Genomic DNA, 22,120 nt, shown 5'->3' with positions numbered 1-22,120 from the left:
GCCCTCCCGGTTGTGACCGACGCCCACATGCCTCGGGCATCGATGTGCACCGGCAAGCCTTCCGCACCCGCCGTCGTGGTGCTATTACCCGAAAGAGGGGGAATGGATCTTCGCACTGCTGGGCAAAGGGGGCCTCTCGCGGCATGCGAAAGCGCCCCTGTCCGGGACGCGAAACGGGTGCCGGGGCCCGGCGGCGTCAGCACCGGGGCCCTCGCCCCCACGTCCGGGTGACAATGGCCCGGTGACCAGCCCCGACACCCCAGGACTCGCCGCGCTGCGTCCCCGGCTGCCGTCACCGGTGCAGGAAGTCGTGGACGGCCGGTTCGAGCGCAGGGGCGTGCGGCTGCTGCTGAAGCGGGACGATCTGATCCACCCCGAGCTGATCGGCAACAAGTGGCGCAAACTCGCGCCGAACCTGGCAGCCGCCGCCGGCCGTCCCGTCGTCACCTTCGGCGGCGCCTGGTCCAACCACCTGCGCGCCACGGCCGCGGCCGGACGGCTGCTCGGCATCCCCACGGTCGGTGTCGTACGCGGCGACGAGCTGGCCGGGCGGCCCCTGAACCCCTCGCTGGCCCGCTGCGCGGCCGACGGCATGCGGCTGCACTTCGTCGACCGGGGGACCTACCGCCGCAAGGCCTCGCCGCCGGAGCTGGCCGGCATCCTGCGCGCGGCGGACGCCGAGGACGCGTACGTCGTCCCCGAGGGCGGCAGCAACGCCGAGGCCGTGCGCGGCTGCCGGGCACTCGGCGCCGAACTGCGCGAGCGGGCCGACGTCGCCGCCGTCGCCTGCGGTACCGGTGGCACGCTCGCGGGGATGGCCGCCGGTCTCGGGTCCGGCTCGCGTGCCCTCGGTGTGCCGGTGCTCAAGGGCGGCTTCCTGACCGCCGAGACGGAGGCGCTGCAGCGTGCGGCGTTCGGCGGCCGGCGCGGCACGTGGAGTCTTGACGAGCGCTTCCATTTCGGTGGCTACGCGCGCGTGCCCGCCGAGCTCGACGCCTTCGCGGCGGACTTCGAACAGCGGCACGGGCTGCCGGTGGAGCGTCTGTACGTCGCCAAACTGCTGTACGGACTCGTCACACTGGCGGATGAGGGAGCCTTCCCGCGCGGGACTGCGGTAGCGGCCGTGATCACCGGCCGCCCTTTCCCCTGAGGAGCCCCTGCGCGTTCCTCGGCGCCGCTGATCCTCGGCGCGCTGGCCCTTGGCGCCGCTGAGCCTTGGCCCCGCCGATCCTTGACCTCGCTGTTCCTTGAGCTCACTGTTCCTTGACGCCGCTGTTCCTTGACGCTGCTGGTTGTTCCTCCAGGCGTCGCTCCGCCGTCAGGCGGCCTCCCGGAAAGCCGCCGCCTCCTCCAGGTCCAGCCTGCGCAGCAGGGTCCGCAGCATCTCGTCGTCGATGTAACGGCCGTCCCGGAGTCTGACGAACACCTCGCGCTCGGCGCTGATCATCTCCCTCGACAGTCGCCGGTAGGTGTCGTCCACGGACTCCCCGGTGACCGGGTTGGCCTGGCCGAGCCGCTCCCAGACGGCGTTGCGGCGGCGCTCCAGCACGATGCGCAGCCGGTCCGCGAGCGGGGCGGGCAGGGCGTTGCGCTCATCGGTGAGGAGCTCGTCCAGGCGTCGCTCGGCGGCCCGGGACGCCTGCGCCTGGGCGTTGGCCTCGGCGAGCGTCTCGGTCTGCGCGTCCCGCCCGGGGAACTTCAGCACCCGGATGAGCGGCGGCAGGGTCAGGCCCTGCACGACCAAGGTCCCGATGACCGTCGTGAAGGTCAGGAAGAGGATGAGGTTGCGCTGCGGGAAGGGCTCCTCGCCGTCGTGCATGGTGAGCGGGATGGAGAAGGCGATGGCCAGCGAGACCACACCCCGCATCCCGGCCCAGGCGATGACGAAGGGCCCCTTCCACGTGGGGTTCTCCTCCCGTTCCCGCACCCGGGCCGACAGCAGCCGCGGCAGGAAGGTGGCGGGGTAGACCCAGACGAACCGGGCCGCGACGACGACCAGGAAGACGGCGACCGCGTACCAGGCGGCGTCGACGCCCTCGTACTCCCCGAGCCCCCTCAGCACCACCGGCAGCTGCAGGCCGATCAGCGCGAACACCGCCGACTCCAGGACGAAGGCGACCATCTTCCAGACCGCCTCCTCCTGCAGGCGGGTCGCGAAATCGACCTCCCACGCGCGGTGTCCCAGGTAGAGCGCGACGACCACGACCGCGAGGACACCGGAGGCGTGCAGCTGCTCGGCGACGGCATACGCGACGAAGGGGATCAGCAGGGACAGCGTGTTCTGCAGCAGCGCTTCCTTCACGTGGGTGCGCAGCCAGTGGATCGGCGCCATCAGCAGCAGACCCACCACGACGCCGCCGACCGCCGCGAGGAGGAACTCGCCGATCCCCTCGGCCCAGGTCGCGCCCTCGCCGACGGCGGCGGCCAGCGCCACGCGGTAGGCGGTGATCGCGGTGGCGTCGTTGAGCAGGGACTCGCCCTGGAGGATCGTGGTGATCCGCGACGGCAGCCCCACCCGGCGGGCGACCGCCGTCGCCGCGACCGCATCCGGGGGTGCCACCACCGCGCCGAAGACCAGGGCCGCGGTCAGCGGCATCCCCGGCACGATCACGTACAGGGCCCAGCCGACGACGAAGGTCGCGAAGAGCACGTACCCGACGGACAGCATCGCGACCGGCCGCAGCTGCGCCCGCAGGTCGAGGTAGGAGCTCTCGGTCGCTGCCGTGTGCAGCAGCGGCGGCAGGATCAGCGGCAGGACGACGTGCGGGTCGAGCGTGTACTCGGGCACCCCCGGTACATAGCTGACCCCCAGCGCCACGGCCACCAGCAGCAGCGGCGCCGGCACCGGGGTGCGCCGCGCGGCCGCCGCGATCGCGGCACTGCCCGCCACGAGCAGCAGCAGTGGCATCACGTCCATCGTTCTCGCCCACCCTCATTTTTCGGCGCGGTCTTCCGCCCGACCGTCGTAACCTGGCAATCATGAAACAGTGCACGCACGCCGAGGCGCTGCCGCACCCCGAACCCGGCCCGCTCAGCGAGACGTGTCCGGAGTGTCTGGCCGAGGGCATGGATCCTGTGCAGCTGCGGCTGTGTCTCAGCTGCGGTCACGTCGGCTGCTGCGACTCCTCGCCGGGACGGCACGCGTCGGAGCATCACAAGGAGTCCGGTCACCCCGTGATGCGGACACACGAGCCCGGGGAGACCTGGCGCTGGTGCTTCGTCGACCATGTCCTGGTGTGACGCGACAGGACCCCGGCGGCGGACGGTTCGACCGTCTGACGTCTGGGTACGTCAACCCGGCGCGCGCTCTTCCCTTTTGGGCCCGCCCAACCCCTAGACACGGAGCGTATCCACAGGTTTACTGTGAGTGACGACAAGGGGTTGGGGTCCCGGGGACAGGACCGTCGAGAGCGCGGTAGCGTCACCGCTGAACCACGTATCGCGTTATCCCGGGGGACGACCCTCGGCCCTGAAACGCTTGTACCACCATGGAGGTGAGGGTGTCCCAGATCGCAGGCGAGCCCGCGACCCAGGACTTCGTGGAAGTCCGGCTGCCGGCCGCGGGGGCCTACCTGTCGGTGCTGCGTACGGCCACGGCCGGTCTCGCGGCCCGTTTGGACTTCACCCTCGACGAGATCGAGGACCTGCGCATCGCAGTGGACGAGGCCTGCGCGATCCTGCTTCAGCAGGCCGTGCCCGGCTCGGTGCTCAGTTGCGTCTTCCGCCTCGTCGACGACTCACTCGAGGTCACCGTCTCGGCGCCGACCACGGACGGTCATGCCCCCTCGCGGGACACCTTCGCCTGGACCGTCCTGTCCGCTCTCGCGGGCAAGGTCTCGTCCGCCGTGGACAAGGACAAAACCGTTTCGATCAGCCTCTACAAACAGCGCGGCGCGGGACCCGGGCCGGCGTGAGGAGCGAGGACGGGCCGGTGCGGGACGAAGAGCGCGGCACACGAGAGCTGCCGACCGAGGACACGGGCACGCGTGGCCCGAAGGGTGCCCGGCGCATGGCGGACGGCATCGACGGCATCCCCGAGCAGGCCCGCCCGCATCCCGAGGACGACTCCGCGGGGGTCGTCCTGCCGGGCGGCGGGCGGCCCGGCCGGGACGATGCCGTGCGGAGCGCGCCTTTGGGCGGGGGCATCGGAGCATCCCCGGCCCAGGGGGGTCCCCCCACTCGCGAGAAGTCGAGAGTGGCGGAGGAGGCGAGGGCTCGGGGAAGGGCGACGGGCGGGACGATGAGCGAGCACGAGCGAGACTCCGAGGATCAGGCGCCGCGTGCACACCACGCACAGAGTGCGCAGCACGGCTCTCCGGACCGCAGCGGGGCGCGCGAGATGTTCCTCAAGCTGCGCACACTGAGCAGCGGCAGCCCCGAGTACGCGGAGCTGCGCAACCAGCTGGTCCGGATGCATCTGCCGCTCGTGGAGCATCTCGCGCGCCGCTTCCGCAACCGGGGCGAGCCACTGGACGACCTCACCCAGGTCGCCACGATCGGGCTGATCAAGTCGGTCGACCGTTTCGACCCGGACCGCGGCGTGGAGTTCTCGACGTACGCGACCCCGACGGTCGTCGGCGAGATCAAGCGGCACTTCCGCGACAAGGGCTGGGCGGTGCGCGTCCCGCGCCGGCTTCAGGAGCTGCGCCTGGCGCTGACCACGGCCACGGCCGAGCTCTCGCAGCTGCACGGCCGCTCCCCCACGGTCCACGAGCTCGCCGAGAAGCTGGCGATCTCGGAGGAGGAGGTCCTGGAGGGCCTGGAGTCCGCCAACGCGTACTCCACGCTGTCCCTGGACGTTCCCGACACCGACGACGAGTCCCCGGCCGTCGCGGACACCCTCGGCGCCGAGGACGAGGCGCTGGAGGGCGTGGAGTACCGGGAGTCCCTCAAGCCCCTGCTGGAGGATCTTCCGCCGCGCGAGAAGCGGATCCTGCTGCTTCGGTTCTTCGGCAACATGACGCAGTCGCAGATCGCCCAGGAGGTCGGCATCTCCCAGATGCACGTCTCCCGGCTGCTGGCGCGCACGCTGGCACAGCTGCGGGAGAAACTCCTCGTCGAGGAGTGACGGCTACTTCTGAAGGTCGCCGGAGTTGCCGGGCCCGCGGATCCCGAGGGCCCGGGTCGTCTCGGGGTTCACCAGCAGGACGAGCGACGCGACGGCCGCGACCGCGAGGGCGATCCCGCCGGGGATGGCCATGCTGTCGGCCTGCAGCAGGTTGTAGGCCACCGGCAGCGCCATGAGCTGGGTGATCACGGCCGGGCCTCGGCTCCAGCTGCGCAGGGCGAGCAGCCCGCGGGCCGCGAACAGCGGCAGCAGCGCGAGCACGACCAGCGTGATGCCCCCGGTCACGGCCTGCTGCCGGTCGTCGGGGTGCCCCGTGAGGCCGAGGACGAGGATCCAGACGCCGCCGACGACCAGTGCGAGACCCTCCAGCGCGGCCAGCAGCGCGGCGTACGTCAGACGCCGGGGGCGCGGGCCGGTGGTTTCCTCGGTGGTGGGGGTCTGCTCACTGCTCACCCCTGAAGAGTAGCCCTCGTCGTACGCGCCCCTCGTGGCCAGGTTCACCTCCGCCCTCTTACCTGATCCCTACCTCGGTATGGGCCCGGTACCCCCCAGTAGGTACGCTGCCAGTCATGCGTGCACTCCTCGTGGTCAATCCGGCGGCAACCACCACAAGTGCGCGCACACGCGACGTACTGATCCATGCGCTCGCCAGCGAGATGAAGCTCGAGGCGGTCACGACCGAGTACCGCGGTCACGCGCGCGACCTGGGCCGGCACGCGGCGGACAGTGACGACATCGACCTGGTGGTGGCCCTCGGCGGCGACGGCACGGTCAACGAAGTGGTCAACGGCCTCCTGCACGCCGGCCCCGCTCCGGGGCACCTGCCGGGCCTCGCGGTGGTTCCGGGCGGCTCCACCAACGTGTTCGCCCGCGCCCTGGGACTGCCCAACGACGCCGTGGAAGCCACCGGAGCCCTGCTGGACGCCCTGCGAGACGGCAGCGAGCGGACCGTCGGCCTGGGTCTGACCTCGGGCACGCCGGGCACCGAGGACGAGTCGGTGCCGTCCCGCTGGTTCACCTTCAACGCGGGTCTCGGCTTCGACGCCGGTGTGGTGGGTCGCGTGGAGCAGCACCGTGAGCGCGGCCGGAAATCCACACACGCTCTCTACGTGCGCCAGGTGATGCGACAGCTCCTGGGTGAGCCGAACCGCCGCAACGGGACGATCACCCTGGAGCGGGCCGGCGAGGATCCGGTCACCGATCTGGTGCTGTCCATAGTCTCGAACACCTCGCCCTGGACGTTTCTGGGGAATCGCCCGATCTACGCGGCACCTAAAGCCTCGTTCGATACCGGCCTCGACCTCTTCGGTCTCAGCCGCCTCTCGACTGCTGCGGTTGCCCGGTATGGCACCCAGTTGCTCACTTCGTCCCCCGAGCGTGGACCCCAGGGAAAGCACGCCACCTCTCTGCATGACTTGACAGAGTTCACCTTGCATTCGAAGGTCCCGCTCCCCCTCCAGATGGACGGTGACCACCTGGGGCTGCGGACCAGCGTGACGTTCACAGGCGTACGCCGTGCACTGCGTGTGATTGTGTGAGCAGAACTGGCTAAAGTCCTTTCACTCGAACGTTTAGGCCAGGATCCACCCCATGGAAGTACGGCTGTGACCTAGTCGACACCGAAGAATCAAAAAAAACTTTCCAGAAGGGGTTGTATCCGCCGCTGAGGTTTGCGAGTCTCTACGTGGCGATCGGGACGGCCCGCAAGACCGGCCTCCACTGATCACCGGAACCCCTCTTCAACTCACAGGACCTTCGTCGGGTGACCCTGACGGTCGGCCCTTCACTTGTTGAGGGATTCGTGAAAGCGTTCACATTCACAAGCACCTGCACGTAATACCAAGGAGAGGTAGCAGCCATGGACTGGCGTCACAACGCCGTTTGCCGCGAGGAAGACCCCGAGCTCTTCTTCCCCATCGGCAACACCGGTCCTGCGCTGCTGCAGATCGAGGAAGCCAAGGCCGTCTGCCGTCGCTGCCCGGTGATCGAGCAGTGTCTGCAGTGGGCGCTCGAGTCCGGCCAGGACTCCGGCGTCTGGGGTGGTCTCAGCGAGGACGAGCGCCGTGCCATGAAGCGCCGCGCCGCCCGCAACCGGGCTCGTCAGGCCTCCGCCTGACAACCCACCCCTGCTGACAGCCTGAGCTTGGCGGCGCGTGCAGCGAGTACGCATCTCCCGCCCCCGAGCCGCAGCGCGCAGTTCCCCCGATGCGCTTAGAACAAGCAGCAACGAGCTTTAGCCCCGGGCCACTTGGTGGCCCGGGGCTCATTGCTTTTCCGGGCCTTCCCCGAGGCTTTCGGACGACCGCTACTTCTGGGACCGCACCGGAATGTCAAGGATCACACGGGTGCCGCGCTCCGGGGCCGGAACCATGTCGAACGTGCCGCCCAACTCGCCCTCCACCAGCGTCCGCACGATCTGGAGCCCGAGATTGCCGGCGGTGTGCGGATCGAAGCCCTCCGGCAGACCGACCCCGTCGTCCTGGACCGTGACCAGCAGCCGGGCCTCCTTGGTGGTGCCGCCGCGCACCGCCGACACCTCGACCGTGCCGGTGTCACCCTCGCGGAACCCGTGCTCCAGCGCGTTCTGCAGGACCTCGGTCAGCACCATCGACAGCGGTGTGGCGACCTCGGCGTCGAGGATGCCGAAACGGCCGGTGCGCCGGCCCGCCACCTTGCCCGGGGAGATCTCCGCGACCATCGCCAGGACGCGGTCGGCGATGTCGTCGAACTCCACGCGCTCGTCCAGGTTCTGGGAGAGCGTCTCGTGCACGATCGCAATCGATCCGACGCGCCTCACCGCCTCCTCGAGAGCCTCGCGCCCACGGTCGGACTCGATGCGCCGGGCCTGGAGGCGCAGCAGCGCCGCCACCGTCTGGAGGTTGTTCTTGACGCGGTGGTGGATCTCCCGGATCGTCGCGTCCTTGGTGATCAACTCACGCTCCCGCCGACGCAGTTCGGTGACGTCCCTGAGCAGGACGAGGGAACCGATGCGGGTGCCCTTCGGCTTGAGCGGGATCGCGCGGAACTGGATGACCCCGTCGCTGGCCTCGATCTCGAACTCGCGCGGCGCCCAGCCACTGGCGACCTTGGCGAGCGCCTCGTCCACCGGGCCCCGGGTCGGGGCGAGCTCGGCGGTGGTCCGGCCGAGGTGCTGGCCGACGAGGTCGGAGGCGAGGCCGAGCCGGTGGTACGCGGACAGGGCGTTCGGTGAGGCGTACTGGACGATGGCGTCGGCGTCGAGCCGGATCAGTCCGTCACCCACGCGGGGTGAGGCGTCCATGTCGAGCTGCTGGTTCGCGAACGGGAAGGACCCTGCCGCGATCATCTGCGCGAGGTCGGAGGCGCTCTGCAGATACGTGAGTTCGAGGCGGCTCGGGGTACGCACGGTGAGGAGGTTGGTGTTGCGTGCGATGACGCCGAGGACGCGTCCCTCCCGCCGGACGGGGATCGACTCGACCCGGACGGGCACCTCCTCGCGCCACTCGGGGTCGCCCTCGCGCACGATGCGCCCCTCGTCGAGGGCGGCGTCCAGCATCGGCCGGCGGCCGCGCGGGACGAGGTGGCCCACCATGTCGTCCTGGTACGAGGTCGGGCCGGTGTTGGGCCGCATCTGGGCGACCGAGACGTACCGGGTGCCGTCGCTGGTGGGGACCCACAGGACCAGGTCGGCGAAGGAGAGGTCGGAGAGCAGCTGCCACTCCGAGACCAGCAGGTGCAGCCACTCGAGGTCGGTGTCGTCGAGGGCGGTGTGCTGGCGTACGAGTTCGTTCATGGAGGGCACGTGTGCGAGCGTACCCGGGGGTTCGTACGGCCCTGAAACACCCGCGGGCCGCGGCGCCTGAGAGGGACCCTCAACCCTCCCGGCACCGCAGCCCGGAGCAACATCGGCCGTGGGGTGTGCGGTCCCGGTCGGCCGAAGGATGAGGAGCCGGGGCAGTCAGGGCAGAGAGCCTCGGTTCCTCGGTCCGTCTTCCTGTGCGGGGAAGACGGAGGCTTGTGCGCGTTGCACACGCGCTCTCGTAACGCATTGTGGACTAGACCACTTGTGGTGTCCATGCGTTGGAGGCTGTTCGTTGTTGTCATTTCCGCGACGCAGCGGACGCACCGGCGTCCAGCAGGCAGCCTAACCCGTGTGGGTTCCTGTGCGGGGCCAGATGGCCAGGGCAATTTCCGCGACCGCCTCCAGTTCCTCCCTGCTCGCCCCGTCCCGTGCCTGTTGTGACATGCCCTGGATCATCGCTCCGGTGTGACGGGCCAGGGCGGTGGCGTCGGTGGCCGGCGGCAGCACGCCGGCGGCGACGTCGGCCCCGATGCGGCTTTCGAAGGCGGCGATGTTGGCGTTGCGGCGGTCCCGCAGCGATTGTTCCACCTCCGGGTTCGAGCAGTTCGCGGCGGCGTGGACGACGAGGCAGCCGTGCGGGCGGCCGGGTTCGGTGTAGGCGGTGGCGGCCTCGCGCAGGGTGCGCTCGACGGCGGCCCGGGCGGTGGGCTCCTCGGTGAGGGCGCGCTCGGCGAACGATCCGTAGCGCGTGCCGTACACGCGGACCACCTCGTCGAAGAGGGACCGCTTGTCGCCGAAGGCGGCGTAGAGGCTCGGGGCGCCGATGTCCATGACGCGGGTGAGATCGGAGACGGACGTCGCCTCGTAACCGTGCTCCCAGAAGGCCAGGAGGGCCTTCTCCAGCGCGGTTTCGCGATCGAAGGAGCGGGGGCGTCCGCGGGGCCTGGTCCTCGCCCTACCGGTCCCGCCGACTCTTGCACTCGCGGCGTCGGGCCCCTCGGAAGGCTTCGCACTCGCGGCGTCAGACCGCTGAAGAGCCTGCGCGTTCGAGGCGCCGGCCCCTTGGGGAGCCTTCGCGGCTCCGTCGTCGTTCACCATGGGGTGCATTTTATAGCGGGCACTAGAGAAATGGGGGCGGGCTGTTGTACGGTCATTTCTGTAGCGACTGCTAGAAAAATATGAAGGGGGGCGCCGTCATGGGCGTGCTCACAGGCAGGACGGCACTCGTCACGGGGGCGAGCAGGGGCATCGGGCGAGGCATTGCCGAGCGATTGGGGAGCGACGGAGCCCGGGTCGCGGTGCACTACGGCAAGAACGAGACGGCGGCGAAGGAGACGGTCGCGGCGATCGAGAGGGCCGGGGGGTCGGCGTTCGCGGTGGGGGCGGAACTGGGAGTGCCCGGGGACTCCGAGGCACTGTGGGAGGAGTTCGACCGGCACGCAGATGGGCTGGACATCCTGGTGAACAACGCGGCGATCGGCAGCACACGGCCGGTCGCGCTTCTTGAGGAGCGGGAGTTCGACGAGGTCTTCGCGGTGAACGTGAAGGCGCCGTTCTTCATCCTCAAGCACGCGATGACCCGCCTGCGCGACGGCGGCCGGGTCGTCAACATCTCGTCGGGCCTGGCCCGGACGGCGGCGATGCCGGACAACGTGGCGTACGCGATGACCAAGGGCGCGCTGGACGTCTTCTCACGTGATCTGTCCAAGGTGCTGGGGCCTCGCGGCATCACGGTGAACTCGGTGGCCCCGGGGATCATCGAGACGGACAACACGGCGCCCCTGCTGCACGGCAGCCCCGACGGCTGGGCGAAGGCCGCGGCGCTGTCGGCGCTGGGCGGGGTGGGTCAACCCGCCGAGGTCGCGGACGTGGTGGCGTTCCTGGTGTCGGACGGCGGGCGGTGGATAACGGGTGCCTGGGTGGACGTGACGGGAGGTTCGCTCACCTGACACGCCATCGCCTCGGCGGCGCCGGCCCTCCGGCACGCGGCTCCAGGGCCCGATGCCGCGCGGAAGCTGGGCACACGAGCGGGGCCCCCTGGCTCCACCCCCCGGCTCCCCCGGTCTCAGCGGGTCTCCGTCACCTTCGCCAGCGCCCGGGGTGCGTCCGGGTCCTGGCCGCGGGCGATGGTGACCTCGTAGGCCAACAGCTGGAGCGGGATGATCTCCAGCACGGGCTGCACCTCCTCCGCCACGCCCTCCGTGGGCAGGACGAAACCGGCCGATGCCTGCTCGACCTGGTGCCGGGGGCCGATGACGACGAGGTCGGCGCCGCGGCCTCGCAGCCGGTCCAGGACGGGCTGGAGGGCTTCGCCGCCCTTGCCGTCGGTCACCACCGCGATGACCGGGGAGACGTTGTCGACCATGGCCAGCGGCCCGTGCAGCAGGTCCGCGCCGGAGTAGGAGAGGGCGGGGATGTAACTGGTCTCCATCAGCTTGAGGGCGGCCTCCTTGGCCGTGGGGTAGCCGTAGCCCCGGGAGGTGATCACCATGCGCTCGGCGAAGCGGTAGCGGGCGGCGAGCGTGCGCACCTCGTCCTGCCGGGCGAGCAGTTGCCCGGCGAGGTCCGGCAGCACCCGCGCCGGCGCGCCGTCACCGCCCCGTAGCCCCTCGACGAAGAGGTAGAGCGCGAGAAGGGAGGCCGTGTACGTCTTGGTCGCGGGGAGGGCCTTCTCGGGTCCGGCCATGATGTCGATGTGGTGTTCGGAGACACCGGCGAGCGGTGAGCCCGGGTTGTTGGTGACGGCCAGGGTGATCGCGCCGGCCTCCCGGGCGGCCCGGGTCGAGGCGACCAGATCCGGGCTGCCGCCGGACTGGCTGACGGTGACGACCAGGACGCCGGTGAGGTCGGGGCGGGCGCCGTAGGCCGTGGTCGTGGACATCGAGGTGAGTCCGCAGGGCAGGCCGAGCCGGACCTCCAGGAGGTACTTGGCGTACAGCGCGGCGTTGTCGGAGGTGCCCCGGGCGGTCAGCAGGACGAAACGGGGTCTGCGGGCGGCGATCTTCCGTGCGACGTCCTGGATGGCGGGGGCGCCCTCGGACAGGAGCCGGCGCAGGACGGCGGGCTGTTCCGCCATCTCACGGGCCATGGTCCGGCCCGGGGGCTGCTCGCTGAGGGGACCTGGTGCGGCGGGGGCGGTCATGGGGTGGGTCCTTCCCGGGAGCGGGGAGACTGCAGAGCCCATTCCACTCCCCCGGGCCGGACACCGCCCGCCCGGGAGGCCTCGAGTCCGCTTTCTCACCTTGTGCGCAGTGGCACTGTTCCCCCTCTGGCGGCCCGGTGGGCACGGCAGGCAGCGTCGCCCGAGCGGGAGTGGCGGCCTTCACCCTGGGCCGGGGAGGGCCGCTCTGTTAGATTGGTCTAAACCACATGGCCCCTCACAGGCCCAGTCCCAGTTGAGTGCTCCTCTCAGATCGGCAGGCCCAACGTGGAAGTTGTCATCGTCCCGGACGGCAGGGCGGGCGGCGAGCTCATCGCCGAGGCCATGGCTCAGCTGCTCCGGCACAAGCCCGCCGCCCTGCTCGGCGTGGCCACCGGCTCGACGCCGCTGCCCGTGTACGAGGCGCTGGCGGCGAAGGTGCGCTCCGGTGCGGTGAACATCGGACGCGCGCGGATCGCGCAGCTCGACGAGTACGTGGGGCTGCCCGCCGATCACCCGGAGTCGTACCGGTCGGTGCTGCGACGTGAGGTGCTGGAGCCGCTCGGCATCGGCATGGAGCAGTTCACCGGCCCGGACGGCACAGCGGCGGACGTGCAGGGGGCATGCGAGGCCTACGACAAGGCGCTGTCGGACGCGGGGGGCGTGGACCTTCAGCTGCTCGGCATCGGGACCGACGGGCACATAGGTTTCAACGAGCCGTGCTCGTCGCTGGCGTCGCGGACGCGGATCAAGACGCTGACCGAGCAGACCCGGATCGACAACGCGCGCTTCTTCGACGGTGACATCGATCAGGTGCCGCACCACGTGATTACGCAGGGCATCGGCACCATCCTGGAGGCCCGGCACCTGGTGCTGCTCGCCACCGGCGAGAACAAGGCGGACGCGGTCGCCGCGTCGGTGGAAGGGCCGGTAGCGGCGGTGTGCCCCGCGTCCGCGCTCCAGCTCCACCCGCACGCGACCGTCGTCGTCGACGAGCCCGCGGCGTCGAAGCTGAAGCTGGCGGACTACTTCCGGCACACCTACGCCAACAAGCCGGAGTGGCAGGGGATCTGAGACCCTCCCTGGGCATCCTCCGACCCCCTCCGAACCCTCGCTCACCTGGCTGCCCCCGCCGGCACACCGCCGGGACCCCTCGGGATTTTTCGGCCCCTCGCCCCCCGGGGGGGACGCTCGCTCTCGAACCCCGACTCGCGGAGGGACGACATCCCCTGCTCCCCGGGGCCTGTCCCGGACGTCAGGCTTCAGAGCTACAGGGCCCCGACCTCAAGTACGTCCTCGTCGGCCGGTTCGTCCTGGGCGCGCCAGCCGGCCACCCACAGGGGCATCATCCAGTGCACGACGAGTACGGCGATGAGCACGGGGGCGGCGTACGCCTTCGGGGCGTCGCCGGCGGTGCCGCCCGTGATCAGCAGGGTGACCGCCGCTGCGGCCAGGAGCAGGGTCGTCACGCGGTGGGCCCGGGCCAGGACGCGGCTGCGCTCCGCCGACTGCCGCTCGTCCAGCGCGCGTTCACGCAGTTCCAGCAGACCCCGGGTGGCGCCGTTGATCATGCCCGTCGCGACCATCCAGGGAAGGAACAGCACCGCCGTCACGGCGACGGACCACAACGGTTCGCCCTCGGCGAGGCAGAAGTGGGTCATCAGGCCGCCGATGGCCCCGCTGAGGACGACATGGGCGACGACGGTCAGACGGCGGCGGGTCGCCGTGGCGTACCAGGCCGCCGCGCGGCGGTCGTTCATCAGCCGCAGCATGCTCCGGTCGTAGCGGGTGAGGCGAGTCGTCGTCATGTCTGGTTCCTCCCGTAGACCTCGTCGGTGAGCGGGCGGAACGGTTCGAGGGAGAAGAGGGCCTCGACCGGCAGACCGAAGAACTTGGAGATCTTCAGCGCCAGGTCGAGGCTCGGGTTGTACTGCCCCCGCTCGATGTAGCCGATGGTCTGGTAGTGGGCTCCCACTGCCTCGGCCAGGCTTTGGCGCGACACCTTGCGTTCGGCGCGCACCACCGCCAACCTGTTGTGCACCTGCTCGCTCATGTATAAGAAGTACTACATTCAGATGCAGGCTTACAACCGTGATGTGGAGGGGGCTGCGCCTGCTTACCGGCGAAGGTGCGCCAAGGTGGACGGCCCTGCCGGCCCAGATCACGCCCGGGAATTTCCCGGGGCGGCGGGCCGGCTGCGCTCTCACACCCCCGTGACCCCGGCGATCACCTCTGCCGCCGCGCGGCCGCAGACGCGGGCCGCGCCGTGGGTGGCGATGTGCAGGGCGCCTCGTGGAGCGGCCTGGGGGACGCCCATCTCGACCACCACGGTCTCGGGGCGCGCCGCGAGCAGGGTGTCGAGGGCCGAGGCCATCCAGGGGTGGCGGTGCTCGTCGCGGACGACGGCGACGATGCGGCGGGTGCCGGCCGCCTGGAGCGCCTCCCGTCCTGCCTTCTCCCCGGCCTCCCGCTGCGGGCCGTCCACGGCGGAGAAGCTGCCGGTCACCGTGCCCGGCAGGAGGTGGACGAGTTCCGCCGCGACGCCCCACGGGGTCTCGTCGCCCACGGCGATGTTGGCGACGGGGGTGAGGGCGGCGACGTAGGGCGGTTCGGTGAGGGGCTCGAAGGTGCCGGGACTGCCGAGGCCGGGCGCCGCGGTCACGGTGAGGGCGCGGCGGGCGGCGTGCAGGCCGATCCCGGTGCTGTGGGACGTCGTCCCGGCCGGGCGGCTCGCCGTGCCCGTCCAGCGGGCCAGTGCGCGCACCCGGTCGGCGGCCTCGGCGAGGCGTTCCTCAGGGAGTTCGCCCCCGCGCACGGCGGCGACCAGGGAGTCCCGCAGGCGCAGCACGGTCGCGTCGTCGGCGAGGCCGCCGCCCACGCAGATCGCGTCGGCGCCCGCGGCGATCGCGAGGACGCTGCCGCGTTCGATGCCGTAGGTGCCGGCGATGGCGCGCATCTCCATGCCGTCGGTGACGATCAGGCCGTCGTAGCCGAGATCGTCGCGGAGCAGGCCGGTGAGGATGCGGCGGGAGAGCGTGGCCGGGTGGTCGGGGTCCAGGGCGGGCACCAGGATGTGGGCGCTCATGACGGCCCGGGTCCCGGCGGCGATGGCGGCGCGGAACGGGATCAGCTCGCGTTCGGCCAGCACCTCGGCGGAGACACCGATGCGCGGCAGGGCGTGGTGGGAGTCGACGGCCGTGTCGCCGTGGCCGGGGAAGTGCTTGGTGCAGGCGGCGACTCCGGCGGACTGCAGGCCGGTGACGTAGGCGGCGGTGTGCCGGGCGGCGAGTTCGGTGTCGGCGCCGAAGGAGCGGACGCCGATGACCGGGTTGCGCGGGTCGGAGTTGACGTCGGCGGAGGGGGCCCAGTTGAGGTTGACGCCGCAGGAGGCGAGGCGCAGGCCCAGTTCGTGGGCGACCTGCCGGGTCAGCTCCACGTCGTCGACCGCGCCGAGCGCGTGGTTGCCCGGGAAGGAGGAGCCGCTGCGCACCTCCAGGCGGGTCACGTCGCCGCCCTCCTCGTCGATCGCGACGAGGACGTCGTCGCGCTCGGCCCGCAGCTGGCCGGTGAGGGCGGACAGTTGGTCCGGCGAGGCGATGTTGCGGCCGAAGAGCCCGACGGAGGCGAGACCCTCACCGAGCCGGCGCAGCAGCCAGTCGGGGGCGGTGGTGCCGGTGAAGCCGGGCTGGAGGACCGTCAGGGCGTCGCGGGTGAGCGTGTCGGTGCCGCTGGCGAGTGTCGTCATCGGGTGAGGTCATCCCTTCACTGCGCCCGCGGTCAGGCCCGCGGCCATCTTGCGCTGGACGAGGAGGAAGAGGGCGACGATCGGCACGGCCATCATCGTGGCGCCGGCCATCATCGGTGCGTATTCGGTGCCGTGTTTGGTGGTGAAGTTGCCGAGCCAGACGGTCGCGGTCTGGTTCTTCTGGCTGAGCAGCATCAGGGCGTACAGGTACTCGTTCCAGGCCTGGATGAAACCGTAGACCGAGGTGGCGACCATGCCGGGGGCCAGGAGCGGGAAGACGACCCGGAGGAAGGCGCCGGTGCGGGAGCAGCCGTCGACCATGGCCGCCTCCTCCAGCTCCTTGGGGATGTTGACGATGAAGCCCCGCAGCGTCCACACCGTGAAGGGGAGGACGAAGGTCAGGTAGGTGATGATGAGGCCGGTCAGCCGGTCGTACTGGCCCAGGTCGTTGAGCAGCAGGAACACCGGGATGATCATGGCGACGAGCGGGACCATCTGGACCGCGAGGATGCCCACGATCACGATCTTGCGGCCGCGGAAGGCGAAGCGTGAGATGGCGAGCGCGGCGAGCAGCCCGACGGCCATGCCGATGACGACCACGGCCAGCGACACGACCAGGCTGCGGCCCACGGGGCCCCAGAAGTCGGCGATGTCCAGCGCCCGGCCGAAGTTGTCGAGGGTGAGGCCGGTCGGCAGCAGGCTCGGGTCGGGGTCGATGGCGTCCTTGGCGGGCTTGAACGCCGTGTTGAGCATCCAGTAGAGCGGGAAGCCGGCGACGACGAAGACGAGGACGCCGAGGAGGTTCCAGCCCAGCCGCGACGTGCGGCGGCCGGCTCCGGCGAGTGTGCTCATTCGACCTCTCCGATCTTCAGCATCTGCCGCATGTAGACGGCGACCACGCCGAGCAGCAGCAGGACGGTGATCAGTGCGATGGCCGAGCCCTGGCCGTAGTCGTTGACCACGAACGCCCGGTCGTAGGAGTAGGTGTTGAGGACCTGGAACTCCGGCTCGGGGTGGCCGCCCCGCATGACGAACACCTGGGGGAAGACGCCCATGTCCCAGATGACCGACAGGGTCGTGAGCATCACGATGATCGGTTTGAGGACGGGCAGGGTGACGAAGCGAAAGACGCCCCAGGAGCCCGCGCCGTCCAGACGAGCGGCCTCCTCCAGCTCCTTGGGGACCTGGGTGAGACCGGCACTGAGGGTGATGACCACGAACGGCACGGCTCCCCAGATCACCAGCAGCATGATCACGGCGAGGCCCTCGGGGCCGCTCACGAACCAGTTGTGGCCGATCATCTCGACGCCGGGCAGCTTGCTGAGCAGCGCGTTGAAGACGCCGTAGTCGGAGTCGAAAAGCCACTTGAAGACCGTGGTCGCCACGATCACGGGCATGCCCCAGCTGGCCACCAGCACGATGTTGATGAGCATCTTCAGCCAGCCGGAGACCCGCTGGAGCAGCAGGGCGAGGGCCATGCCGATCACCATGGTGAAGACGACGGCGCCGGCCGCGAAGACGATCGTGCGCAGCACGACGGCCCAGAACTCGCCGTCGCCCAGCGCCTTGGCGAAGTTGTCGAACCCGACCGTCTCGGCCGGCTGGAAGCCCCACAGCTGGGACTGGCCGAATTTCTGGAAGGACAGCGTGACCAGGCGGGCCAGCGGATAGCCCATGACCAGGGCGAGGATCAGCAGGCAGGGGGCGAGCAGCAGCCAGGGGGCCAGGGCTCCGCCCGACGTGCGCCGTCCGCGGGGCCGCCGGTCCTCCGGGGGCGGCGGCGGTGCCTGCCGCGGTGGCGGCACCTTGGCAGGGGTGGTGGTCTCTGCGGCACTCATCGCGCGCTCCTCGGCGGTCCCTCAGGTCGTACGGACGGCGGGGCTCCGCAGGCCGGGAGCCCCGCGCTCAGGTCACTTGGTGTTGATGACCTTGTCGATCGCGGCGTCCGCGTCCTTGGCGGCGGCCTCGACGGACTTCTTGCCGGTGCCGATGCTCTGCAGCATGGTCTGCAGGATCTGGGCCTTCTCGACCTGGCCCCAGCCGGGCGCCATGGGGACGAACCAGCTGGACTCGGCCGCGGTGGCGGGGACCGCCGTCTTGGGGTCGTTCTTGAGCGTCGCGAGGTCGGTCTTGTTGTTGGGCAGGTTGCCCTTGGCCATCAGGCCCTTCTGCCCGGAGGAGCCGGTGAACGCGTTGATCCACTCGGCGGCCAGGGCCTGCGCGTCGGACTTCACCGGCACGGCGAGGTCACTGCCGCCCAGGAAGACGGGCATGCTCTTGCCGGACGGGCCGGGCATCACGAAGTTCTCGAGGTTGCCCTTGAGCTTGCCGGTCTTGTCGTTCTTCGGGTCCTCGGCGGTGGCGCCCTCCCAGGCCGCCGCGAAGATCATGGCGGACTTGCCCTGGCCGTAGACGATGTAGCGGTCGGACTCGTCCTTGGTCTTGTCGCCGTGCATGTAGGAGTCGACGACGTTCTTGAACTCCTTCAGGCCCTTGAGGGACTTGGGCGAGGAGAGGGACGCCTTCCACTGGCCGCCCGACTCGCTGGCGATGGCACCGCCGGCGTCGTAGACGAAGGACATGGCCGCGTACCAGTCGCGGGTGGGCTGGTACCAGGCGCTGAACTTGTCGCCCTGCTTCTTCTGGATCTTGTCCAGGGCGGCGGTGAGATCCTGGTACGTCTTCGGTGTCGACTTCACCCCGGCGGACGCGGCGACGTCCTTGCGCCAGTTGGCGACGCGACCACCGGCGTAGTACGGGACGCCGTAGGTCTTGCCCTCGTAGGTGACCGAGGCCTTGAGGCCGTCCAGCCAGGCGTCCGCGTTGTCGAACCCGTTCTGGTCGAGGGGGGCGAAGGCGCCCTTGACCATGTAGCCGAGCATCTCGGTGTTGCCCATCTCGACCACGTCGGGGGCCTTGTCGGTGGCGAGGACCGCGTCGAGCTTGGCGTTCTTGTCGGGCCAGCCGTAGTACTCGTGGTTAATCTTGAGGCCGGGGTGCTTCTTCTTCACCGCGGCGTCGGCGGCCTTCACCAGCCCGGGCCAGTTGTTCTGGGCGTCGACGGTGAGCCAGACGGTCAGCTCCTTGGCGTCCGCGCCCTTGTCCGAGCCCCCGTCACCCTCGCCCCCGCATGCCGCGATGGAGACCATCATGCCCGCGATACCGATCGCGGCTGTCAGCTTGCGCTTCACGCCACCCTCCTCAGGGATCCCACAACCCCCCTGGCTCCCCGCAGTGAACGTGGGGCCGGGCCTGGACCAATGGTGTAGACCAGTACCGGGGAGCTTGGACCAGACCAGAAGACCTGTCAAGGGTCTCGATAAAGCTCTGACCAGCCGTTATGCGACCTACATATGCAGGAACCTTTAAGTAAGAAGCCAGCGAAAATCCGAGCGGAACACGGCATACTGCGGGTAGACCACAGTGAATGGTGGACTAGACCAAAAGAGGCGCCGACGGTATACAAGTGGGATCGTGTCGGCAGACCGGGCCGGGAAGGCGGAGCATGAGCACCGACGTCAGCAGTGCGGAGAACGAGAACGGGGTGCCCGTCCGTACCGCGCGCGTGCCCAAGTACTACCGACTGAAGAAGCACCTGCTCGACATGACCGAGACCCAGGCGCCGGGCACGCCGGTCCCGCCCGAGCGCACGCTGGCGGCGGAGTTCGACACCTCGCGCACGACCGTGCGCCAGGCGCTGCAGGAACTGGTCGTCGAGGGCCGGCTGGAGCGCATCCAGGGCAAGGGCACGTTCGTCGCCAAGCCCAAGGTCTCCCAGGCACTGCAACTGACCTCGTACACCGAGGACATGCGCGCCCAGGGCCTCGAACCCACCTCGCAGCTGCTGGACATCGGATACATCACCGCCGACGACCGGCTGGCCGGGCTGCTCGACATCGCACCCGGCGGACGCGTGCTGCGCATCGAGCGGCTGCGCATGGCCAACGGAGAGCCGATGGCCATCGAGACCACCCACCTGAGCGCGAAGCGCTTCCCGGCGCTGCGGCGTTCGCTGGTGAAGTACACATCCCTCTACACCGCGCTGGCCGAGGTCTACGACGTCCACCTCGCGGAGGCCGAGGAGACCATCGAGACGTCACTGGCCACCCCGCGCGAGGCCGGTCTGCTGGGCACGGACGTCGGGCTGCCGATGCTGATGCTCTCCCGGCACTCGCTGGACCGGGACGGCCAGCCGGTGGAGTGGGTGCGGTCGGTCTACCGGGGCGACCGGTACAAGTTCGTGGCGCGGCTGAAGCGGCCTGCCGAGTAGCAGGCCGGGTGAGGCTTCGTCCCTGCTGGCGCCGGGTTTCGTTTGGGTACCGCATTGCGGACGAGGGGTTCCGCTTCAGCATCACCCTGACCTAGATTGCCTGCGCATTGCACAGGTGATCACCAAGGGGATGGAGCCGCCTGATGTCGCAAGCGCCGGAAGCAAGCAGAGGGCCGGTGGTGACGCCCCTGCGCGTCGTCATCGCCGTGTGCCTCATAGCGCCGTTCGTGGCCATGCTGTGGGTCGGCTCGTACGCCAAGACCGACCCGGCCTTCCTCGGGATCCCGTTCTTCTACTGGTACCAGATGGCCTGGGTGCTCATCTCCACCGGTCTGACGATGATCGCCTACAAGCTGTGGCAGCGTGACCAGCGCGCCCGCTCGGCCGCGAAGGGCGGTGCGTCGCAGTGAAGGACGGCGTGAACGGCGTCGCACTCGCCGTCTTCATCTTCTTCTTCCTGGCCGTGACGGTCATGGGCTTCCTGGCCGCGCGCTGGCGCAAGGCCGAGAACGAGCACAGCCTGGACGAATGGGGCCTGGGCGGCCGCTCGTTCGGTACCTGGATCACCTGGTTCCTGCTCGGCGGCGACCTGTACACGGCGTACACCTTCGTCGCCGTGCCGGCGGCGATCTACGCGGCGGGCGCGGCCGGGTTCTTCGCCGTCCCGTACACGATCCTGGTCTACCCGCTGATCTTCACCTTCCTGCCGCGCCTGTGGTCGGTGTCCCACAAGCACGGCTACGTCACGACGTCCGACTTCGTGCGCGGCCGCTTCGGCTCGAAGGGCCTGTCGCTGGCGGTGGCCGTGACCGGCATCCTGGCGACGATGCCGTACATCGCACTCCAGCTGGTCGGCATCCAGGCCGTGCTGGACGTGATGGGCGTCGGCGGCGGCGAGAACACCAACTGGTTCATCAAGGACCTGCCGCTCCTGATCGCCTTCGGCGTGCTGGCGGCCTACACGTACTCGTCCGGCCTGCGTGCCCCCGCGCTCATCGCGTTCGTGAAGGACACGCTGATCTACATCGTCATCGCGGTGGCGATCATCTACATCCCGGTCAAGCTGGGCGGCTTCGACGACATCTTCGCCAAGGCCGGTGAGGCGTACAGCCAGACCAACCCGGCGACGGGCGCGCCGCGCGGGGCGCTGACACCGGCCGAGCCGGGCCAGTGGACCTACGCCACGCTGGCGCTGGGCTCCGCCCTGGCCCTGTTCATGTACCCGCACTCGATCACGGCGACGCTGTCCTCGAAGAGCCGTGAGGTGATCCGCCGCAACACCACGATCCTGCCGCTGTACTCGCTGATGCTGGGTCTGCTCGCGCTGCTCGGGTTCATGGCGATCGCGGCCGGCATCAAGGTGCAGAACGGTCAGCTGGCGATCCCTCAGCTGTTCGAGACGATGTTCCCGGACTGGTTCGCGGGCGTGGCCTTCGCGGCGATCGGCATCGGCGCGCTGGTGCCGGCGGCCATCATGTCCATCGCGGCCGCGAACCTCTTCACCCGCAACATCTACAAGGACTTCATCAAGCCGGACGCCACTCCGGCGCAGGAGACCAAGGTCTCCAAGCTGGTCTCCCTGCTGGTGAAGGTCGGTGCCCTGGCCTTCGTCCTCACCATGGACAAGACGGTCGCCATCAACTTCCAGCTGCTGGGCGGCATCTGGATCCTGCAGACCTTCCCGGCCCTGGTCGGCGGCCTGTTCACGCGCTGGTTCCACCGCTGGGCGCTGCTCGCGGGCTGGGCGGTCGGCATGGTCTACGGCACGGTCGCCGCGTACGGCGTGGCCTCCCCGACGCAGAAGCACTTCGGCGGTTCCGCGAAGGAGATCCCGGGCATCGGGGAGATCGGCTACATCGGCCTCACGGCGTTCGTCCTGAACGTGGTGGTGACGGTGGTCCTGACCTTCGTCCTGAAGGCCCTGAAGGCCCCCGACGGCATCGACGAGACCAAGCCCGAGGACTACACGGCGGACGCGGGCGACCCCGGCGTCCAGGTGGAACTCCCACCCGCCACAGCAGGTACCTCGCACTGAGGGCCTCAAGGGGCGCGGGGGACTGCGCGAGCACACACACACAACCGACAGCGGGTCACCGAGGAGCAAGCACCCTCGGCGG

At 70.0% G+C, this 22,120-nt stretch carries 22 protein-coding genes; 11 read left to right on the top strand and 11 right to left on the bottom strand.

What is annotated here, in order from left to right:
• Positions 1 to 241: 241 nt before the first annotated feature.
• Complete coding sequence (locus tag ACIQU3_RS18595) at positions 242 to 1,150, top strand: 1-aminocyclopropane-1-carboxylate deaminase/D-cysteine desulfhydrase (RefSeq protein ID WP_403926333.1); 909 nt, start codon at positions 242 to 244, stop codon at positions 1,148 to 1,150.
• 168 nt (positions 1,151 to 1,318) lie between these two features.
• On the opposite strand, the gene ACIQU3_RS18590 is transcribed toward ACIQU3_RS18595, so the two are convergent.
• Entirely contained in the window at positions 1,319 to 2,917 is a 1,599-nt protein-coding gene (locus ACIQU3_RS18590; RefSeq protein WP_403740681.1) for a Na+/H+ antiporter, read from the bottom strand.
• A gap of 62 nt (positions 2,918 to 2,979) precedes the next feature.
• Between ACIQU3_RS18590 and ACIQU3_RS18585 the strand changes: the two genes are divergently transcribed.
• The 3 genes from ACIQU3_RS18585 to ACIQU3_RS18575 all read left to right on the top strand — a co-directional run bounded on the left by ACIQU3_RS18585 (position 2,980) and on the right by ACIQU3_RS18575 (position 5,068).
• A complete protein-coding gene (locus tag ACIQU3_RS18585) occupies positions 2,980 to 3,240 on the top strand; it encodes a UBP-type zinc finger domain-containing protein (protein ID WP_234849473.1) in 261 nt (86 codons plus the stop codon).
• Between the two features lie 260 nt (positions 3,241 to 3,500).
• On the top strand, positions 3,501 to 3,914 hold the full coding sequence (locus ACIQU3_RS18580; RefSeq protein ID WP_003992877.1) for a hypothetical protein: 414 nt from the start codon (positions 3,501 to 3,503) through the stop codon (positions 3,912 to 3,914).
• A gap of 17 nt (positions 3,915 to 3,931) precedes the next feature.
• Positions 3,932 to 5,068 (top strand): RNA polymerase sigma factor SigF, encoded by a 1,137-nt coding sequence (locus ACIQU3_RS18575; RefSeq protein ID WP_403926330.1) that lies wholly within the window; start codon positions 3,932 to 3,934, stop codon positions 5,066 to 5,068.
• 3 nt (positions 5,069 to 5,071) lie between these two features.
• Here ACIQU3_RS18575 and ACIQU3_RS18570 read toward each other — a convergent pair whose 3' ends face one another.
• Positions 5,072 to 5,521, bottom strand: coding sequence for a hypothetical protein (locus ACIQU3_RS18570; RefSeq protein ID WP_403740673.1), 450 nt, complete (start codon positions 5,519 to 5,521; stop codon positions 5,072 to 5,074).
• 116 nt (positions 5,522 to 5,637) lie between these two features.
• Here ACIQU3_RS18570 and ACIQU3_RS18565 point away from each other — a divergent pair, with 116 nt between their 5' ends.
• Positions 5,638 to 6,606: a diacylglycerol kinase family protein gene (locus tag ACIQU3_RS18565; protein WP_234849476.1), complete on the top strand. Its 969-nt coding sequence runs from the start codon at positions 5,638 to 5,640 to the stop codon at positions 6,604 to 6,606.
• A 320-nt stretch (positions 6,607 to 6,926) separates the two neighbouring features.
• On the top strand, positions 6,927 to 7,184 hold the full coding sequence (locus ACIQU3_RS18560; RefSeq protein WP_003992873.1) for a WhiB family transcriptional regulator: 258 nt from the start codon (positions 6,927 to 6,929) through the stop codon (positions 7,182 to 7,184).
• Positions 7,185 to 7,373: 189 nt separating this feature from the next.
• Here the strand turns inward: ACIQU3_RS18560 and ACIQU3_RS18555 are convergent, their stop codons facing one another.
• Positions 7,374 to 8,840: a sensor histidine kinase gene (locus tag ACIQU3_RS18555; RefSeq protein WP_053672411.1), complete on the bottom strand. Its 1,467-nt coding sequence runs from the start codon at positions 8,838 to 8,840 to the stop codon at positions 7,374 to 7,376.
• 351 nt (positions 8,841 to 9,191) lie between these two features.
• Complete coding sequence (locus ACIQU3_RS18550) at positions 9,192 to 9,947, bottom strand: TetR/AcrR family transcriptional regulator (protein ID WP_403926328.1); 756 nt, start codon at positions 9,945 to 9,947, stop codon at positions 9,192 to 9,194.
• A gap of 98 nt (positions 9,948 to 10,045) precedes the next feature.
• Between ACIQU3_RS18550 and ACIQU3_RS18545 the strand changes: the two genes are divergently transcribed.
• The gene (locus ACIQU3_RS18545) at positions 10,046 to 10,798 is read left to right on the top strand and encodes an SDR family oxidoreductase (protein WP_403740667.1); all 753 of its coding nucleotides are present in this window, start codon (positions 10,046 to 10,048) and stop codon (positions 10,796 to 10,798) included.
• A 116-nt stretch (positions 10,799 to 10,914) separates the two neighbouring features.
• Here ACIQU3_RS18545 and ACIQU3_RS18540 read toward each other — a convergent pair whose 3' ends face one another.
• Positions 10,915 to 11,991, bottom strand: coding sequence for an SIS domain-containing protein (locus ACIQU3_RS18540; RefSeq protein WP_403740664.1), 1,077 nt, complete (start codon positions 11,989 to 11,991; stop codon positions 10,915 to 10,917).
• Between the two features lie 285 nt (positions 11,992 to 12,276).
• Here ACIQU3_RS18540 and nagB point away from each other — a divergent pair, with 285 nt between their 5' ends.
• Positions 12,277 to 13,062 carry a glucosamine-6-phosphate deaminase gene (gene nagB, locus ACIQU3_RS18535; RefSeq protein WP_403926326.1) on the top strand — a complete coding sequence of 262 codons (786 nt, stop codon included), beginning with the start codon at positions 12,277 to 12,279 and terminating at the stop codon, positions 13,060 to 13,062.
• A 194-nt stretch (positions 13,063 to 13,256) separates the two neighbouring features.
• On the opposite strand, the gene ACIQU3_RS18530 is transcribed toward nagB, so the two are convergent.
• From ACIQU3_RS18530 to ACIQU3_RS18505, 6 genes are all read right to left on the bottom strand, one after another.
• On the bottom strand, positions 13,257 to 13,796 hold the full coding sequence (locus tag ACIQU3_RS18530) for a hypothetical protein (protein ID WP_403740657.1): 540 nt from the start codon (positions 13,794 to 13,796) through the stop codon (positions 13,257 to 13,259).
• Positions 13,793 to 14,041, bottom strand: coding sequence for a helix-turn-helix transcriptional regulator (locus tag ACIQU3_RS18525; RefSeq protein ID WP_351636412.1), 249 nt, complete (start codon positions 14,039 to 14,041; stop codon positions 13,793 to 13,795). The genes ACIQU3_RS18530 and ACIQU3_RS18525 overlap by 4 nt, the downstream gene beginning before the upstream one ends.
• Positions 14,042 to 14,191: 150 nt before the next feature.
• The gene (locus ACIQU3_RS18520; RefSeq protein ID WP_403740653.1) at positions 14,192 to 15,733 is read right to left on the bottom strand and encodes a glycoside hydrolase family 3 protein; all 1,542 of its coding nucleotides are present in this window, start codon (positions 15,731 to 15,733) and stop codon (positions 14,192 to 14,194) included.
• Positions 15,734 to 15,742: 9 nt separating this feature from the next.
• Positions 15,743 to 16,585, bottom strand: a complete 843-nt coding sequence (locus ACIQU3_RS18515; RefSeq protein WP_403926325.1) for a carbohydrate ABC transporter permease — start codon at positions 16,583 to 16,585, stop codon at positions 15,743 to 15,745.
• A complete protein-coding gene (locus ACIQU3_RS18510; protein WP_403926322.1) occupies positions 16,582 to 17,571 on the bottom strand; it encodes a carbohydrate ABC transporter permease in 990 nt (329 codons plus the stop codon). The genes ACIQU3_RS18515 and ACIQU3_RS18510 overlap by 4 nt, the downstream gene beginning before the upstream one ends.
• 72 nt (positions 17,572 to 17,643) lie before the next feature.
• Positions 17,644 to 18,924 (bottom strand): extracellular solute-binding protein, encoded by a 1,281-nt coding sequence (locus ACIQU3_RS18505; RefSeq protein ID WP_403926319.1) that lies wholly within the window; start codon positions 18,922 to 18,924, stop codon positions 17,644 to 17,646.
• A 314-nt stretch (positions 18,925 to 19,238) separates the two neighbouring features.
• Here ACIQU3_RS18505 and ACIQU3_RS18500 point away from each other — a divergent pair, with 314 nt between their 5' ends.
• The 3 genes from ACIQU3_RS18500 (at position 19,239) to mctP (ending at position 22,038) form a co-directional block, all read left to right on the top strand.
• The gene (locus ACIQU3_RS18500) at positions 19,239 to 20,003 is read left to right on the top strand and encodes a GntR family transcriptional regulator (RefSeq protein WP_366713901.1); all 765 of its coding nucleotides are present in this window, start codon (positions 19,239 to 19,241) and stop codon (positions 20,001 to 20,003) included.
• Positions 20,004 to 20,146: 143 nt separating this feature from the next.
• Positions 20,147 to 20,413, top strand: coding sequence for a DUF3311 domain-containing protein (locus ACIQU3_RS18495; RefSeq protein WP_403926316.1), 267 nt, complete (start codon positions 20,147 to 20,149; stop codon positions 20,411 to 20,413).
• A complete protein-coding gene (mctP, locus tag ACIQU3_RS18490) occupies positions 20,410 to 22,038 on the top strand; it encodes a monocarboxylate uptake permease MctP (RefSeq protein ID WP_403740633.1) in 1,629 nt (542 codons plus the stop codon). The genes ACIQU3_RS18495 and mctP overlap by 4 nt, the downstream gene beginning before the upstream one ends.
• Positions 22,039 to 22,120 lie beyond the last annotated feature (82 nt).

Origin of the sequence: Streptomyces sp. NPDC101110, assembly GCF_044759525.1 — a bacterium.
In the GTDB taxonomy this organism is placed as follows: domain Bacteria; phylum Actinomycetota; class Actinomycetes; order Streptomycetales; family Streptomycetaceae; genus Streptomyces.
The sequence above is the reverse complement of the archived record's forward strand: the minus strand, read 5'-3'. Positions and strand labels throughout refer to the sequence as shown.

Bases quoted from the DNA above. Each gene is read 5' to 3' on its own strand.
- ACIQU3_RS18545 (WP_403740667.1), top strand. From the start codon at position 10,046: ATGGGCGTGCTCACAGGCAGGACGGCACTCGTCACGGGGGCGAGCAGG.
- ACIQU3_RS18590 (WP_403740681.1), bottom strand. From the start codon at position 2,917: ATGGACGTGATGCCACTGCTGCTGCTCGTGGCGGGCAGTGCCGCGATC.
- ACIQU3_RS18515 (WP_403926325.1), bottom strand. From the start codon at position 16,585: ATGAGCACACTCGCCGGAGCCGGCCGCCGCACGTCGCGGCTGGGCTGG.
- ACIQU3_RS18525 (WP_351636412.1), bottom strand. From the start codon at position 14,041: ATGAGCGAGCAGGTGCACAACAGGTTGGCGGTGGTGCGCGCCGAACGC.
- ACIQU3_RS18540 (WP_403740664.1), bottom strand. From the start codon at position 11,991: ATGACCGCCCCCGCCGCACCAGGTCCCCTCAGCGAGCAGCCCCCGGGC.
- ACIQU3_RS18560 (WP_003992873.1), top strand. From the start codon at position 6,927: ATGGACTGGCGTCACAACGCCGTTTGCCGCGAGGAAGACCCCGAGCTC.
- ACIQU3_RS18520 (WP_403740653.1), bottom strand. From the start codon at position 15,733: ATGACGACACTCGCCAGCGGCACCGACACGCTCACCCGCGACGCCCTG.
- ACIQU3_RS18495 (WP_403926316.1), top strand. From the start codon at position 20,147: ATGTCGCAAGCGCCGGAAGCAAGCAGAGGGCCGGTGGTGACGCCCCTG.
- ACIQU3_RS18565 (WP_234849476.1), top strand. From the start codon at position 5,638: ATGCGTGCACTCCTCGTGGTCAATCCGGCGGCAACCACCACAAGTGCG.
- ACIQU3_RS18510 (WP_403926322.1), bottom strand. From the start codon at position 17,571: ATGAGTGCCGCAGAGACCACCACCCCTGCCAAGGTGCCGCCACCGCGG.
- ACIQU3_RS18550 (WP_403926328.1), bottom strand. From the start codon at position 9,947: ATGGTGAACGACGACGGAGCCGCGAAGGCTCCCCAAGGGGCCGGCGCC.
- ACIQU3_RS18555 (WP_053672411.1), bottom strand. From the start codon at position 8,840: ATGAACGAACTCGTACGCCAGCACACCGCCCTCGACGACACCGACCTC.
- ACIQU3_RS18585 (WP_234849473.1), top strand. From the start codon at position 2,980: ATGAAACAGTGCACGCACGCCGAGGCGCTGCCGCACCCCGAACCCGGC.
- ACIQU3_RS18500 (WP_366713901.1), top strand. From the start codon at position 19,239: ATGAGCACCGACGTCAGCAGTGCGGAGAACGAGAACGGGGTGCCCGTC.
- ACIQU3_RS18530 (WP_403740657.1), bottom strand. From the start codon at position 13,796: ATGACGACGACTCGCCTCACCCGCTACGACCGGAGCATGCTGCGGCTG.